General features: G+C 66.7%; 12 protein-coding genes. 4 read left to right on the top strand and 8 right to left on the bottom strand.

The features are described 5' to 3' along the window. Positions 1-5: 5 nt before the first annotated feature. The 4 genes from ACNO8S_RS00880 to ACNO8S_RS00865 are packed head-to-tail and all read right to left on the bottom strand — an operon-like array spanning position 6 to position 6,398. On the bottom strand, positions 6-1,619 hold the full coding sequence (locus tag ACNO8S_RS00880) for a DUF7519 family protein (protein ID WP_420182345.1): 1,614 nt from the start codon (positions 1,617-1,619) through the stop codon (positions 6-8). Positions 1,620-1,621: 2 nt separating this feature from the next. Beyond that, positions 1,622-3,010 carry a DUF58 domain-containing protein gene (locus ACNO8S_RS00875; RefSeq protein WP_151144627.1) on the bottom strand — a complete coding sequence of 463 codons (1,389 nt, stop codon included), beginning with the start codon at positions 3,008-3,010 and terminating at the stop codon, positions 1,622-1,624. 2 nt (positions 3,011-3,012) lie between these two features. Further along, positions 3,013-3,612 carry a DUF7269 family protein gene (locus tag ACNO8S_RS00870; protein WP_151144630.1) on the bottom strand — a complete coding sequence of 200 codons (600 nt, stop codon included), beginning with the start codon at positions 3,610-3,612 and terminating at the stop codon, positions 3,013-3,015. Next, positions 3,612-6,398: a transglutaminase TgpA family protein gene (locus ACNO8S_RS00865; RefSeq protein ID WP_420182344.1), complete on the bottom strand. Its 2,787-nt coding sequence runs from the start codon at positions 6,396-6,398 to the stop codon at positions 3,612-3,614. The genes ACNO8S_RS00870 and ACNO8S_RS00865 overlap by 1 nt, the downstream gene beginning before the upstream one ends. A 235-nt stretch (positions 6,399-6,633) precedes the next feature. On the opposite strand from ACNO8S_RS00865, the gene ACNO8S_RS00860 reads away from it, so the two are divergent. The 4 genes from ACNO8S_RS00860 to ACNO8S_RS00845 all read left to right on the top strand — a co-directional run bounded on the left by ACNO8S_RS00860 (position 6,634) and on the right by ACNO8S_RS00845 (position 10,329). Then, positions 6,634-7,965 carry a NosD domain-containing protein gene (locus ACNO8S_RS00860; protein WP_420182343.1) on the top strand — a complete coding sequence of 444 codons (1,332 nt, stop codon included), beginning with the start codon at positions 6,634-6,636 and terminating at the stop codon, positions 7,963-7,965. A gap of 54 nt (positions 7,966-8,019) precedes the next feature. After that, entirely contained in the window at positions 8,020-8,295 is a 276-nt protein-coding gene (locus ACNO8S_RS00855) for a hypothetical protein (RefSeq protein ID WP_008311289.1), read from the top strand. Between the two features lie 94 nt (positions 8,296-8,389). Next, entirely contained in the window at positions 8,390-9,328 is a 939-nt protein-coding gene (locus ACNO8S_RS00850; protein WP_420182342.1) for an ATP-binding cassette domain-containing protein, read from the top strand. Continuing rightward, a complete protein-coding gene (locus tag ACNO8S_RS00845; RefSeq protein WP_420182341.1) occupies positions 9,325-10,329 on the top strand; it encodes an ABC transporter permease in 1,005 nt (334 codons plus the stop codon). Before ACNO8S_RS00850 ends, ACNO8S_RS00845 begins: the two co-directional genes overlap by 4 nt. Positions 10,330-10,331: 2 nt before the next feature. On the opposite strand, the gene ligA is transcribed toward ACNO8S_RS00845, so the two are convergent. From ligA to ACNO8S_RS00825, 4 genes are all read right to left on the bottom strand, one after another. Next, positions 10,332-12,416, bottom strand: a complete 2,085-nt coding sequence (gene ligA / locus ACNO8S_RS00840) for an NAD-dependent DNA ligase LigA (protein ID WP_420182340.1) — start codon at positions 12,414-12,416, stop codon at positions 10,332-10,334. A gap of 79 nt (positions 12,417-12,495) precedes the next feature. After that, complete coding sequence (locus tag ACNO8S_RS00835) at positions 12,496-13,206, bottom strand: bacteriorhodopsin (RefSeq protein ID WP_050038265.1); 711 nt, start codon at positions 13,204-13,206, stop codon at positions 12,496-12,498. Beyond that, the gene (locus ACNO8S_RS00830) at positions 13,199-14,800 is read right to left on the bottom strand and encodes a methyl-accepting chemotaxis protein (RefSeq protein WP_014039302.1); all 1,602 of its coding nucleotides are present in this window, start codon (positions 14,798-14,800) and stop codon (positions 13,199-13,201) included. Before ACNO8S_RS00830 ends, ACNO8S_RS00835 begins: the two co-directional genes overlap by 8 nt. A gap of 187 nt (positions 14,801-14,987) precedes the next feature. Then, the gene (locus tag ACNO8S_RS00825) at positions 14,988-15,257 is read right to left on the bottom strand and encodes a HalOD1 output domain-containing protein (RefSeq protein WP_008311299.1); all 270 of its coding nucleotides are present in this window, start codon (positions 15,255-15,257) and stop codon (positions 14,988-14,990) included. Positions 15,258-15,397 lie beyond the last annotated feature (140 nt).

Genomic DNA, 15,397 nt, shown 5'->3' with positions numbered 1-15,397 from the left:
GCGCCCTACCGTATCGCGGCCACGAGTGCCAGCACGGCGACGAGACAGACCACGAGACCAGCCACGGCGACCGACGGCTCGACAGCGATAGAACCCCGGGCGACGCCGGCCAGACCCAGCGTCGCCGCCGCGCCGACGCCGCCGACCGCGACGGTTCCGCCGGTGTGGACGAGTTCGGTGCGGCGCGTCGCGGCCCCGGTTCCGACCTCGTGTCCCAGCGTTGTCCCGAAGGAACCGGCGTCCCAGACGACGACCGCACCGACCAGCCCCACGAGCACCAGCCACGTCGAGGTGTCAAGCGTCGCGGCGAACGCGCTCGCACCGAACAGACCAGCAGCCGCGAGCGTGACGCCGGCCGTCCGCTCACGCAGATAATTCGTCGCCAGCGCCAGCCACAGCTGTCCAATTGCGCCGACGACGGTAAACAGCGCCACGACGGCCAGTGACAGCGTGACGGTCTCGGGGCCGTACACGTCCAGTATCGGAACGAAGAACTGTTCGACGGCCGCCGCGGCCGGCGTCGCCCGGAGCGCCGTTTCGATGGCATCGACTGCCGGCCCCGCGACCACCACCGCGGCGAGCGTGATGACGCCCCCGCCGACGTACGGTGCGAGAACGGTCCCGACGCGGTCGGCCGAACTCTGGACCGTCCGCCGGAGGAACCAGACAGCCACCGAGACGGCCGTCCCACTGAGGAACAGCCACCAGAGGAGGCCGCGGAGGCCCGGCGCGGCCGTGACTGTGACGAGCAGGTCGTACAGTCCGACAGGGAGTAGTTCGGCCATGGATTCCTGGCCGAGGCCCAGTTCGAACAGGCCGGCAACCGGAGCGACCAGCAAGGCGAGTCGGCCCGTCCACCGGAGCGTTCGCTCGGCGGCGGCGACGGCCCTGTCGATATCGGGTGCGTCGCTCGTTTCCGGGACGAGTTCGGCCAGCGGCAAGGCGTCGAGCCCGTGAGCCAGCGCCGCCGCGGCGAGGGCGAGCAACAGACTGAAAATGGCGATATGCGTTCGCCCCGGAACCGGGTCGAAAATCGGTCCCAGCACCCGAGTGAGGAGTTCGCCGGTCAGTTGCTGGACGCCCGGCGTCCCGGTGTTGGACTGCAGGAAGTCGACGGCCCCTCGCGTGAACAGCACGAGGGCAACAGCGAACGGAACGGCGGTCGTCCGCACGACGAGGCCGCCGTAGGCCCCAACCCGCTCAGTGTCGACGACGCCGCGGGTGGCCGCGGTCGCACCGAAGACGGCGGTCAGGCAGCCGAGGACGACGACCACCTGCGACAGCAGTGTGACGACCGCCGGGCGGACGCCAGTCTGCGAGGAGACGGGAAACAGTTCGGCACCGAGCGAGGCGACCGTGCCGCCGGTGGCGACCATGAGCCCGACGGCGACCGGCAGCGCGAGGGCGCTGGCCAGAACCGTCCCGACCGCCTGCCAGTGATCCCAGCCGCTCAGCCACAGCGACAGCGCCAGCAAGACGCCGGTGGCCACACCGACGAGCGCGGCCCGGTCGGCGGAAACGGTTCCCAGCAGTCCCGCGACCAGCAGCGCCGTCACGCCGACGACGGTCACGAGGCTGGTCCAGGGCATCCGGGTCGGGAGCGAGATTGTGTCGTCCATAGTTACACGCTGAACAGGTCCGCGAGCGAGGCACGGAGCGCCACGTCGATGGGGCTGTCGAGGTCCCAGTCGATGACGGTCGCGCCGGACAGTTCGGCCCGCTGGAGCCGGGCGGTGCGTTCGGTGCCGGCGACGGCCGCGCCGAGCGAGTCCCCGCGGGCCAGCGACGGACTCACGAGCGTCGTCGGATAGTCACGGACCGCGAGCGACGACACCAGCGAGACGGGCCAATCGTCGGCGGCCGGCGAAAACACGACTACCTGCGCGGTCGGCGGGAGCCGAGCGAGCACGGCGAGCAGGCCCGGGTCCTCGATGGTCCCGCCGTCGGCCGTCGTCACCTGCGCGTCGCCCCTGTGAGGCTGCTGTGGGGACTCGTCCTCGGACGCGCCAGCGTCACCGGCCGCGTCGGTGTCCGACTGTCGGGCCGCGGCGCGACCCACGCTATCGAATATCTGTCTCGCGTGGGCGGCCGCGTGGCCGCCCGAGGCGTCGACCCACGCCAGTCCGTCGGGGCCGAGCCCGCCGGGAACGTCCTCCGGAGCCAACCCGACAGCACAGACACTCGCGACGACGCTGGTCCGGGAGAGGGCATCGAACAGGCGCTCGGCGGCGTAGGCCGACAGTTCGGCTCCGGTCGGGAACCCAGGCTCCGGTGTCACGCGGGCCGGCGGCCGCGCATCGACGACCAGCACCGTCCTGACAGCCTGTTCTTCCCGGTAGTCGATGGTCGTCAGCTCGTCGGTCTTGGCGTAGCGCCGCCAGTCGATTCGGTTGACCGGGTCACCGGGCTGGTAGCTCCGCGTGGAGTGGAACTCGAGGCCGCTCCCGCCGGAGTCGGTCGGAAGCGTCCCCGCCCGCGGGAGCGTGGCGTCGGCCATCGGCACTTCGGAGACGGTGTTCGAGCACGTCAGCGTCCCGTCGCCGGCGACGGGCAGGTCGACGGTCACTTCATCGCTGGCCGACAGCGTCCGTACCCGCACCGCGGCGGCGTCGAACGTGTAGGTCCCGCGCTTGGCCATCACCGCGTATGACAGTGTGGCGCTCTCGTTTGGCCGCAGTGACGTACAGAGCCGCGGCGACCCCTCGACGACAGCCAGTTCCTCGGGCACGCCGTCGATGACCCGCACGTCGGTCAGCGAACTGCTGCCCGTATTGGTCACGGTGAGTTCGACCTCGACCGGTTCGCCGGGCGTCGGCTGGGCGTCGGAGACGGACCGTGCCGCCTGCAAGTCGGTTCCCGCCGGCACCCGGGACAACGAGCCGTAGGCGACGTAGATGAGCGGAATCGCGGTCGCCGCGAGCAACAGCGGCTCGGCTGTCAAAAGCGAGACGCTGACGAGAAACAGCGCGGCCGCGAGGCCGCCGCTCCAGCGCCGCACGCGGCGATGCATCGTCAGCGCTCACCCCCCGACACCCGCTCGATAGCGTCGACCGTCCGGCGGATGCGGCGGCGGCGCTCGCTCTCCGGGTCGAGCCACAGCCGGAGTCGGGCCAGCAGCGACTGCGGCTCTGTCGGGGAAAGGAGTGCCGCCGCGACGGCGTCGTCGGTCCACGTCCCTGCGCGTACTGCCTGGTGGGCGGACGCCTGCGAGACACTGCTGCCGACAGCGTAGGCCGTCGTCGCCGCCGCGGCGAGTCGCTCGGTGACCGTGTCCATCGCCTCGTCGTCGCCCGCAACCGCGTCGTCGATGGCCGCGTCGATGTCGGCGGCGAACAGCCGACTCTCCGTGGCCGTCACGTCTTCCGGTGGGGTGTCGATAGCCACGTCGAAGGCGGTCGCCGAGCCACCGCCGAGGAGCCCACCGAGCCAGCCGGCAAGGACCGCACAGAGCCCGACGGTCAGGCTCCCGGCGAGGAGGGCGGTCGTCGGGGCAACACTGCCGAACACGGCGGCCAGGGACTCGCCGGCGGCCGTCGGCGCAAAGATGAGGGCGGCCGCGACGGCGGTCGCCAGCAGCCCCACAGTCCCGAAGACGACCGTTCGCAAGCGCATCAGGGCCGCCCCTCCGTCGCGTCGTCAGTGTCGTCGGTCGCGCTGGACTGCTGCCCGGCGGCCGCCTCGATAGTCCGGATCGCGTCCTCGACGGCCGCGACGTGCTCCTGTGGGTCTCGCTGACCGTACTCGACCGCCCGGAACGCGTCCCGGACCGTCCGAACCGCGGCCGGCGGGAGGCCGTCCCGTTCGATGGCATGGGTCGCGATTTCGCCGGGTGTCCGCGTCCAGTACCGCCGGAGGGAAACGTGGGTCAGGAAGCGCGTCCACGCCTCGCGGATGGTGACGCGAGCCGCGGGCGTTCCGTCGCCCCCGTTCGAGTCAGTCGTGGAGACGGCCGCCACCGCATCGCTGGCTGCCTCTTCGGCCGCTGAAAGGCGTTCGTTGACCCACGCTCGCAACGCGTCGAGCAATGCCGCAGGGGACCGGCGGCCGGCGAGCAGGTCCCGGAGCGCCGTGACAGTGCGTTCGAGTCGCGTTCGGAGGCGACCCAGCAGGTCATCGGCCACCACCGCAACGCCGACGAGCGCCCCGACGGCGAGTTCGCGTGCGGCCCGAACCCAGCCCCATACCGTCCCCGGCGTGACGTTTCTCCGACGAGCACCGATGACCGTCCCAGCGACGAGAACACCGAGAGCGAGCACGACGCCCGCGGCGTTGACGAGCAGGCCACCGACCGTCGTCGTGGCCGTCTGGCCGTACTTCGAAACGGAAATTTCGGCGCTGGCCGCAAACGGCATCCCGACCGTTGCCTGACCGGCCGCGCCGGTCCGTGCTGTCGGCTCCCCGCCGACGGCGACTGTCGCGTTCGTGACCGGGTCTCCGCCCATCGTCGCGTTCACCGTCTGGCCAGCGACGGGCAAGGCCAGCGGGAGCGACGGCGACGTTGCCACGGAGAGCTGTTCGAGCACGACGGTCGTGTTCCCGCTGACAGCGTCGCGCTCGACGGCAATCGAGGCGTTGCCCGGCTCGGTCGGGAGCGTGACCGTTGCCCGCCCCCGCCGGTCCGTCGTCGCCACCTGCTCGCCATTGAGCAGGACATCACCGTCCCGCACCGGCACCCCGTCGATGGTCGCAGTGACGGTCACCTCGCCGCCGGTGACCTGTTGGCCGGTGATGCTCACCGACGCGTTCGTGTTCAGTTCGTAGCTCGCGTTCGTCGACTGCTGGGTCTGCGGGCCGGTCACAGCGAAAGCACGAGTGCTGTCACGCGGGACCGACGGAGCGATGAGTGCGTCCTCGTCGCCAGGTGCATCGACGCTAATCGTCAGTTCGTCTTCGTAGGGGACCGTCCCGGAAACGGTGCCATCCGGTCCCGTCGTTCCGACCGGCTCACCGTTGAACGAGACAGTCGCGCCCTCAACCGGCGCGCCGTCGCGGGTTATCGTCGCGGCCACCGCCGCGCCCGGCGTCGCCGTCCGATTGAGTTCGACGATGAACTCACCGGACTGCGAGACCGTCTGTCCGTCGCCCGAGTCGCCAGTTCCGTCGCTGTCACCGGTCCCGTCTGCACCGGTCTCAGTGCCCTCAGTTTCGTCACCGCCAGACTCCTGTCCACCTCCGTCGGTCGGGGTCTCGGTCTGTGGCTCGCCCGCCGGCGTCCCGACGGCGAACTCCTCGTCGGGGCTTCCGGACTCCGCGGCGCTGTAGTCCTGACTGCTGTTTTGCATCGCCTGCTGTTCGGACGCAAGGCGCTCCTGTCCCGGCGTTGGGTCAAACTTCACCCAGCCGACGCCCTCGAAGTACACCTCGACCCACGCGTGGGCGTTCATCCCGCGAACAGTGTACTGGTTCTGGCCGGTCCGCTCGCCAGTCGAGTAGCCGACGACGTAGCGCGCCGGGATGTCCTGACTCCGCAGCATCACCACCATCGACGTGGCGAAATACTCGCAGTACCCCTTGTCCATCTGGAAGATGAACTCCGAGGCCACGTCGTCCTCGGGCGGCTGGCTGACGTTCAGCGAGTAGTTCTTGTTCGCCTCTAGCCACTGCTCGATGGTCGCCGCGGTCTGATAGGGCGAGTCGCTGTCTTCGGTCAGCCGGTCGGTGAACGGGCCCACCTGCGCCGAGGTTGACGCCGGCACGCCCGTGTAGCGTGATTCGATGTCCGCAGGGTAGTCGCGGCCACTCGTTCGTAGCACCTCTGGGTCGTCGGGGGGTGTCACGCTGGTCGCGCTGTAGGTCGTTCCGGCAGGGAGCGGTCGCTCGGACGTGACCGCGCCGTACTCGGTGACCATCACGTCGTCCCGGGACACCGATTTCGGCCGCCAGACGGTCGGCAGCGACGTGGCGGACTTGGCCAGTTGCACCTCGTAATCGACCGTCGAGTCGGCCATCCCGTCGACCGCCATCGGTCCCTGATAGGCCTGCGGGTCCGCTTGCCCGTCCCAGCCCGTGCCGGTGTAGGTTTCATATGCGCCAGTCCGCCAGTACGCCGGTTCCGAACTCGTGACGGTGAAATGCGGCTCCGTGTCCTGTGACTGATACGGGCTGTCGCCGCTGTCGCCACTATCGAGCGAGCCGCCAACATCAGTCTGGCTTCCCGGGTTCAGCGCACCGAGTTGCCCGCCGCTGCCGCCAGTCGAGGTCCCCCCAGCCTCCCCGAACGGGTTCTCCTGCGGGAGGGGAATAAGGGACTCCATCGGGCTCTGTGTCCCACCAGGGGCCAGAATCGGGAGCGTCGCCGTCGCCAGCACCACGGCGACGACACAAACGGCAGTGAGCAGGACCCGAAGGTAGTCCCGGTCAGCCGACACGTCGTCGAACGGCGAGTCGTCGGAGCCCACGTCGGATTGTCGTACTGTCCCGTCGCTGTCGGCATAAATCTGCTGTCAACGGTGGGGATAGTGAGCCCGGGTGTCGCGTTCTGTCGTCTGGAGTACCACGTCGCCAACAAATTGGCACCCCAGAGATTCACTAGTCGGCGTCAGTCGGCCCGGACAGTTCAGGTATTGACGGGTACGTATGGTTCAGACCGCTATTATAAGCGGTTATTGCGAACGGCCGGGCAGCCGTACTTGAATGACTGCTGACACAAATGGAGCTAGTACTGGGTCGCGACAGTCGGACTGGGGCGCGTCACGACGGTCCGTTCTGTCGAGTATCGGTGCCGTAGCGGGCATCGGACTGTTCAGCGGAACCGGGCAGGCACAGACGGGCGCTGGACTATCGGGGACAGGGGCAGTGTACGTCGTCACGACCGGAGCCGGCCAGTCGAACGGGAACGGCAACGGTACGGAGTATCTGGTTCTCGATGGCGACCGCGGCAGCGTCGCGTTCTCGACCGGCGGTACTGCCGATGAGGCGTTCCAGTATGCCTTCGACAACGTGCCGGACAGCGGCGGGGCCGTTATCGCGAGCGCCGATACTTTCCGATTTGGCGAGCCGGCGACGATGGGCGACAACACCACACTGACCGGACAGCAGGGAACCCGGTTCGTTGCGTCACAGACGGGAACGGGCGAGGACCCCGCACCGTCCGAGTCCCAGTCGAACCCGCTGCCGGCCGGCCACGACCTCGTTCGCGTGCGCGGTGACAACGTCGCCGTCACCGACATCGAGTTCGACGCCAACGGGACACAGCTGAACAACCAAGCCATTCAGGCCGATCAGTGCGACGGCGTCTACATCGCTCGCAACCGCACAGTGAACGGTTTCCAGATGGCGCTGTCGTTCACGCGGTGTACCGGCGTGACGGTCGAGCACAACGAGGCCGTCAATCCGAACTGGTACGGTATCACCAGCCGGGCCGCACCGACCGGCAGCGACCGCGACCTCCGGCAGTCCAGCGATGTGGTCATCGCCGGGAACCGCGTCGTCGGCGTGAAGTTCAATAACATCGCGCCGTATAACGTCGCGAACTTCGCCGTCATCGGTAACGTCACCGTCGACGGCGGCCACAGCCTCATCGCCTGCTCGCCGGCCCAGCGCGGAACCATTGTCGGGAACGTCTGTCAGGACCTGACGGAGTTCGCACCCGACCCTGGCGGCGAGGCGGGCATCGAAATCGAGTACAAGGAGACCCACCTCCGGGACGAGGTAGCCGGGACCCCCAAAGCCCGGTCGTCCGACATCACTATTTCGGGTAATCAGGTCGACAACTGTCCGGTTGGCATCCTTGTGCGAACGGTCCCAGCGGATGCGGACAACACCGACGCACGGAGTGCAGAGCGACCGTACAGTTTCACCATCACGGGCAACACGGTCAGCAACGCCTCAGCGGCCGGCATCCGACTCCGGTCGGGCAACGCGGGCGTGGTCGCGACGAATACGGTCCGGAACGCCGGGACTGCGGTCGACATCGACGAGGAGTTCACCGCGGACATTGAGCAAGGGCTGAATGTGACCCGGTAACAGCGGTCTGGGGCGTTGTAAGATATAAACCGCCGGCCCGCAAACGACACAGCAATGACCGACGACGAGGAGACGGTCCAGTGCTGGCTGGTCGAGCGCTCCAGTTTCGGCGACGAGCGCATGGTAACGCTCATCTACGCGCCCCCGGAGGGCGACCGCCACCTGACCAAGCAGCTCTCACCGAACCTGCTCAGACGGAAACGGATTACGGCAGCGACGGATGTCGAGGTCGACAAGCTCGAACCCGTAACCGACGAGGAGACGCGGGAGCGCTACGCCACGGAGGCCCAACGGATGGCCGAGCGCCACGACCCCGACGCTGAAGTATAACCGGGCCTGAGGCGGTGTGTCGCCGCGTTCTGACTTTCTTGCGTGATAACTGGAACACGAAAGACTATACAGGCGGCCGTCACAAACCGGCCGTATGGCAGCGATAGAACTGGATGGCGTCACCAAGCAGTTCGGGAGTCTCACCGCGCTGCAAGGGGTCGACCTCACCGTCGAGGAGGGCGAAATCTTCGGCTTCCTCGGCCCGAACGGGGCCGGGAAGTCGACGACGATCAACATCCTCCTGGATTTCGTCCGCGCGACCGACGGGTCGGCGACGGTGCTCGGCCACGACATCCACGAAGAACCGAAGCGAATCCGTGCCCGCACTGGAGTCCTCCCCGAAGGCTACGACGTGTACGACCGGCTCACCGGTCGCCAGCACCTCTCCTTTGTCATCGAATCGAAAGACGCCGACGCCGACGCCGACGAACTGGCCGAACGGGTCGGCATCGCCGACGCCATCGACCGCAAGGCCGGCGGCTACTCCAAGGGGATGCAACAGCGGCTTGTGCTCGCAATGGCCATCGTCGGCGAGCCAGACCTCCTCATCCTCGACGAGCCGACGACTGGGCTCGACCCGAACGGCGCACGGCTGATGCGTGAGATCATCCGCGAGGAGAACGAGCGCGGCGCGACTGTCTTCTTCTCCAGTCACATCCTCGGCCAGGTCGAGGCCGTCTGTGACACGGTCGGTATCCTCCAGAACGGCCGCCTCATCGCGAAAGACAGCGTCGCCGGGCTGCGCGAGGCCGCCGCCGGGGACACCGTCCTCCGTGTGACGCTGGCCGACGGCGATGGCACTGACGACGTGATTGCAGCAATCGAGGGAATCGATGCGGTGTCGGGGGTGACCGCGGACGGAAATACGCTCTCAGTCACCTGCGACGGCGACGCGAAGATGGCGGTCCTCAACGCCGTCGAGGAGAGCGGGGGCGAGGTCGCCAACTTCGAGACAGAGGAGGCCTCGCTCGATGAAGTGTTCGCCGCCTACACCGAACAGCAAGACCAGGAGCAACCGGAGGTCGACGCATGAGCGCCGAGCAGAACCCCGCCAAGCGCCTCCTCGGCGATATCGACACGAGCATCAAGAACTCCGAATTCGCCGACTGGTACCCCATCTCAAAAAAGGAGTTCCGCGATACGGTCCGCTCGCCGTGGATATGGGTCCTCTCGTTCATATTCATCGTCCTCTTCGCACTACCGGCACTGCTTGGCCTGTATTTCAACGTCGGCCAGCAGTTCGCCGAGGCCGGGGCGTCGCTGACGACGGACGCGTACGTCCGGTTCGCACTGCCGATTGCAGCACCGTTGCTACCTGCAGTCGCGATTGTCATCGGCTACGCCGCCATCGCCCGGGAGAGCGAGCGCGGCTCCCTGAAGATACTGCTCTCGCTCCCGTACACGCGCGGCGAACTGCTCGCGGGCAAGTTCGTCGGCCGGAGCGCGATCACGCTCATTCCGGTCACGGTCGGGCTCCTGACGACCCTGCTGGTGATACTCCCGTCGGAGATTGAAATTGCGTGGAAATCATTCCTGCTGTTTGCGCTCGCTACGATGGCCTACGGGGTCGTGTTCACGGCATTTGCAATCGGCCTCTCGGCGGCGCTGAAGACTGCACGCCGGGCGATGGCGGCGTCGCTCGGGATCTACGTCTACCTGCAGGTGTTCTGGTCGAATCTGGGGACGGGCCTGGGGAACCTGCTGTCGGACCACGCGAACATCGGCGAGGTGACCCAGCTTCACGTCGAACTGTTCGTCTCGCTGCTGAGCCCCATCGCGGCGTACCGCACACTCGTCCAAGAGATCCTGCAGGGCTCGCCGATCCGCTCGCGGCTCCTCCTGACGTCGAGTCCGCAGGCGACGTGTGAGAAAATGCTGGGTGGAACACTCGAAGTGACCCAGGCCGGTGCCGAGTGTACTAACGCCGCCCTACCGCCCCAGTACGGGACGGTTGCGGTCATCGGCTACCTCCTGCTGTGGCTGGTCGTCCCGCTGGTCGCCGGCTACTACGTCTTCGAAAACAAGGACCTGTAGGCCTACAGGACACCAGCGTCGTCCAGCAATTCTTCGAACTCGCTCTTGGTGAGCGTCTTGACGCCGTGTTCTTCCGCGTCGTCCCGTTTGCGCTGGCCGGGATTATCGCCCAGCACCAGATAGTCCGTGTTGCCGGAGACACTGCTCGTCGCTGACCCGCCGTTGCGCTCGATTAGGTCCTGTGCGTCGCTGCGGGTGTAGCCGTCAAGCGAGCCGGTGAAGACGAACGTCTGGCCCGACAGTGCATCACCGCCCGTTTCTTCGGCGGCCTGCGGGTCGACGTGGTCGAGCAGGCGGTCGATGACGGCGCGGTTGCCCTCGCCCTCGAAGAACTCCACGATTGAGCGCGTGACGGTCGAACCTACGTCGGACACGGCCTCGAAGGCGTCGGTGTTGCCCTCGTCGGCAGCGTCCAGTATCGCCTCGAACGTGCCGAACTCCTGGGCGAGGTTTCGTGCGGTGACGGTGCCCACTTCGGGGATACCCAGCGCGACGAGGAAGTTCGCAAGCGGCGGCTCGCGGGCGTCGTCCATCCCTTCGACGAGGTTCCGGGCGCTGGTCTCGCCCCAGCCCTCCAGGTCAGTGAGGTCCTCGACGGTGAGTTCGTACAGGTCCGCGGGGTCCGAGACGAGGTCGGCGTCCAGCAGTTGCTGGACGGCCTTCTCGCCCAGGCCCTCGATGTCCAGCGCGTCGCGGCTGGCGTAATGTTCGACGCTGCGCTCGCGCTGGGCGGGGCAGGTGAGGCCGCCGGTGCAGAACGCCATCGGGCCATCGCGCTCGACCGGGCTGTCACAGGCTGGGCAGGTGTCCGGGAACTCGAAGTGGCCGTCGCCGTTGTCATCGAGCACTTCGACGACGTCCGGGATGACGTCGCCGGCCCGCTTGATGCGGACACGGTCGCCCACGTCGACGCCGAGGTCGGCGATGAGCGAGGGGTTGTGCAGCGAGGCGCGGGAGACGGTGACGCCGCCGACCTCGACGGGGTCCATCAGCGCGACGGGGGTGAGCCGGCCGGTCCGGCCGACCTGCACGACGATGTCCCGCACCGTCGTCTCCTCCTTGCGGGCCGGGAACTTGTAGGCGAAGGCCCACCGCGGGGCGCGCGAGGTCGAGCCGAGTTCGTCGCAGGCGTCCATGTCGTCGACTTTGATGACGACGCCGTCGATCTCGTAATCGAGGTCGTCGCGGGCCTGCTGCTGGTCGGTCCGGTAGTCGATGGCGGCGTCGATGTCGTCGACGACAGCGGTCCGCTGGCACACCCGGAGGCCCCACTCGGGGAACCGCTCGTGTATCTCGCTGTGGCTCTCGAAGCTGACCGAAGCGTCAAGGACGCCGAAGAAGAACACCGACAGCGGGCGTTCTGCGGTCACCGCCGGGTCGAGCTGGCGGAGCGTCCCGGCGGCGGCGTTGCGGGGGTTCGCGAAGGGGTCCTCGCCGCGCTCGACGCGCTCGCGGTTGAACGCCGTGAAGGCGTCCCGCGGGATGTACACCTCGCCGCGGACGGCCAGGAAGTCGGGGTAGTCACCGCGGAGCCGCTGGGGGACACTGGAGATGGTCCGGACGTTCTCGGTCACGTCCTCGCCGACCTCGCCGTCGCCGCGGGTCGCAGCGCGCTGATAGACGCCGTCCTCGTAGACGATCTCGATAGAGAGGCCGTCGAACTTCGGCTCGCAGAAGTACTGAACGGCGTCGGTTCCCAGCCCGTCGCGAACCCGCTCGTCGAACTCCCGTACGTCCGCTTCCTCGCCGCCCTGGTCGATAGAGCCCATCCGGGCGACGTGTTCGACGTCGGGGAGTTCGTCCAGTGGCTCGCCACCGACGCGCTGGGTCGGACTGCCGTCGGTGTCGAGGTCGAACGCCGATTCGAGTCGCTGGAGCCGGGCAAACAGCGCGTCGTAGGCCCGGTCGCCGATGACCGGGTCGTTCTCGACGTAGTAGCAGTAGTCGTGATAGCGGAGCGCCTCGCGCAACTGGTCGGCTTGCTCGCGGGCCGTCGCTTCGTCGAGAGTCGTTGTGTCCTCGAACTCGGTCGGGGGTCCCTCGACATAGGGGTTGTCCGCGAGATCAGCGTCGTCGGCTACAGCCATTACAGTCTGTTCTGGGTGCCGACCACTAAGCAACTCCGTCTGGGATTGCAGAGTGTTATACCAACAACAGCGGCCCTCGTCAATCAGCGCGCTGAGCGCCAGCCGACTCCGATGCTACGTCGGCAAAGCCGGTCCGGTCGACCGCGATAGCATCGACGTTGGCAAACAGGAACCCGGCGAAGCCGACGCGGATCAGGAGCCCCATGTACTCGCTGATGACGGTCAACACGAACGGGTCGAACACGTCCGCAACCGCAAGCAACGAGTAGGCGATGAGCATCCCGATGAGGAACAACAGGAGGTTCCGGGACTTCCAGTGCAGGAGCCGCTGGTCGTCGGGCAGGTCGGCCGCACGACGCCAGACTGGGCCGAGTAACAGGTACGCAAGCAGGAGCTGGCCGATAACGAGGACGCCAAAGCCGACGAGTCCGATAGCGCCGCCGACGATCGTCCCGCCGTTGAAAGCGATGACCTGTACCGCCGGGATGGCGGCGGCGACAGCCAACGTTCGGCGGGACGCCCCGGCTATCGCGACCGTGAGCGTCCACAGCACCGTGTACGCGACGAAGTCGTCGACGATGTTCGGGACAGTGAGCTGGGACCCGGGCACTGGCAGGACGCCAGCCGCCGTCAGCGCGGTCGTCACGGCCGAAATCCCGACGACGGCCACCACCGGGTAGCAGTAGTGTCGGTGGGACGACGGAATGCGCCTGAGCCACCCAGAGAGCACGACGGCCGCGACGGCCAGCAGGACCGCGGCGATCTCGTAGACGGCCGACCCGCTAATCATCGTCGCCCCCGACGCGCTGTTGTCCGGCGGTCGGTGTCGCCCCGTCCGTTCCACCGTGACCGACTGCCCGCGTCTCGAACGCATCGAGTCGATCGATGAGTTCTCGGGTCCGTGTCGAGAGGTCCTCTGCCCGCTGCCGGACGGCACTCATCGTTTCGGCGGTTTCCTGGGCCGTATCGGCCAGGTCGTGGGACTGTTCGGCGACGTCGCTGGCGACCTCGCCGACGGTGTCGATAGTCGCAGCCAGTTCCTCGGTCGCGCTGGCACCGTCGTCGGTCGCCCGTGAGATCTCGGCCATCGCAGCGTCGACATCGTCGACAGTGTCAGTCAACCGCTCGACGGCGTCACCGACCTGATTGACCGTGGTAACGCCCGCGTCGATGCGCTCTCTGGTGTGGTCCATCTCGTCGGCCACCTCGTCGACTTCCCCGCGAGCCCCCTCAACGATACTCTCGATCTCGTCGATCGCCGCCTGGGTTTCCTCCGCGAGCGTCTTGACTTCCTCGGCGACGACAGCGAACCCGTCACCGCCGTCACCGGCGTGTGAGGCCTCGATGTTGGCGTTCAGTGCGAGCATATTCGTCTGCTCGGCGATATCATCTATCAGCCCGGTCGTGGCCGCGACGTCGTCCATGCGGTCATCCAAGTCAGTCACCAACTCGTCGAGGTGGGTCACAGCGGTTTCGATTCCTTCGATGGCCTCAATGGCCTCTGCCGTACGGTCTGTCCCGGTCGCGCCTACGTTCGCGGCTTCCCCGGCCTGTCGAGCGACTTCGTCAGTCGTCGAGGCGACTTCTTCGACGGTCGCGGACAGGTCGTTCGTCTCTTCGATGGCCGTTTCGAGCTGGGTTGCCTGTGCTTCGATATCGCCGGCCAGTTCCCGGATATCGACGGCAAGAGACTGATTGAGTTCCTCGACCTCTGTCGCGTCGGCAGCGACGGCCGTGCTTGCTTCCTCAACATCAGTTGCGAACTGCCGGATATCGACGACAGTTTCCGAGAGGCCGTCGGCCATCTCCTCGTAGGCGACCGAGATCCGTTCGACGGCATCGACACCGGTGTCTGTGTCGAGACTTCGGGTGAAATCGCCGTCAGCCGCGGCCGTCATTGCGTCACCGATGTCCGTCGCATGATCAAGGAGCGTTTCGTTGAACTCCTCGGCCTCCTGTCGCGCCGCCTGTGCGTCTTGCTTGGCCTGTTCGGCCTCCTTACGTGCGGTTTCGGACTCGTCGAACGCGTCGCTGAGAGAGCGGCGCATACTGTCAAAAGCCGATGCGAGGCGACCGAACTCGTCCGCGCGGTCGACGTCCGGACTAGTCTCAAGGTCGCCGTCCTCGATAGCTGTCGCGGCGTCGGTCAGGCGCCGGAGTTCGACCGCCGCGTTCCCGGCCAGAACAATCGCGAGCAGTCCGAGATTGAGCGTTACCACGAACAGCGTCCCAGAAATGGCCGCGAGTCCAGCCCCCTGATTTGCCGCGTGCGCGGCAAACACAGCCCCGAACGCGAGCGTGACTGCGAGCGTCACACCGATTGCGACCCCGATTCGTCGGCTGTAGTGGGTCACAACCCTCGCTCGCACGTTCGTCCCAGTCATACGTACGAATTTCTGACCTCCTGACTTATGCCTACCTTTTCGAATTCAAACACTGATAATTGGGGTGTCGAGGCCTAAAAACGGTTTTTTATAGATATTCGGAGCTGGGCGTTTCGATCCTGCACAAGCACAATCGCTATCAGGGGGAAAACAGGAGAGGAGGGGCAAAAACTCCGCAAACCGAAAGTTATCGGCCAATACTGGCGCTTGGTGCCTTGATAACGAGTTCCCCGTCGCTTCGGACAGTGACCGAGTGACCGGCATATTCAAACGAGATACTGACAGGCGTCGAGCGCTTCGAGGAGTCGACGAGTGAGTCGAGCGCTTCGGGGTCGACAGTCTCGTACAGCGGTGCGAAGTCAGTTTGTTCCCGGCCGGTCATGGCGGAGATGTACTCAGTCACTGCCGCGCTCGGTCGCGTCTCGCTCCAGTCGAACTGTTTTCTGGTCACGTTCATCGGTGTTGAGGAGTCGCTGTCCCTACTCCGCCTGTTGCTTTTACTCATATGGTTCGTCTATCTACATCAAAGTAGTCGGCAGTAATATAGTCTTCCCAGCATTATCAAACTGTGAAAACGCCAAGTGGTAGAAGCGAACC

Source organism: Haloarcula sp. KBTZ06 (assembly GCF_048595605.1).
Taxonomy (GTDB): Archaea; Halobacteriota; Halobacteria; order Halobacteriales; family Haloarculaceae; genus Haloarcula; species Haloarcula hispanica.
Note: the sequence above shows the minus strand (reverse complement) of the source record. Positions and strands in the feature narration are given on the sequence as shown.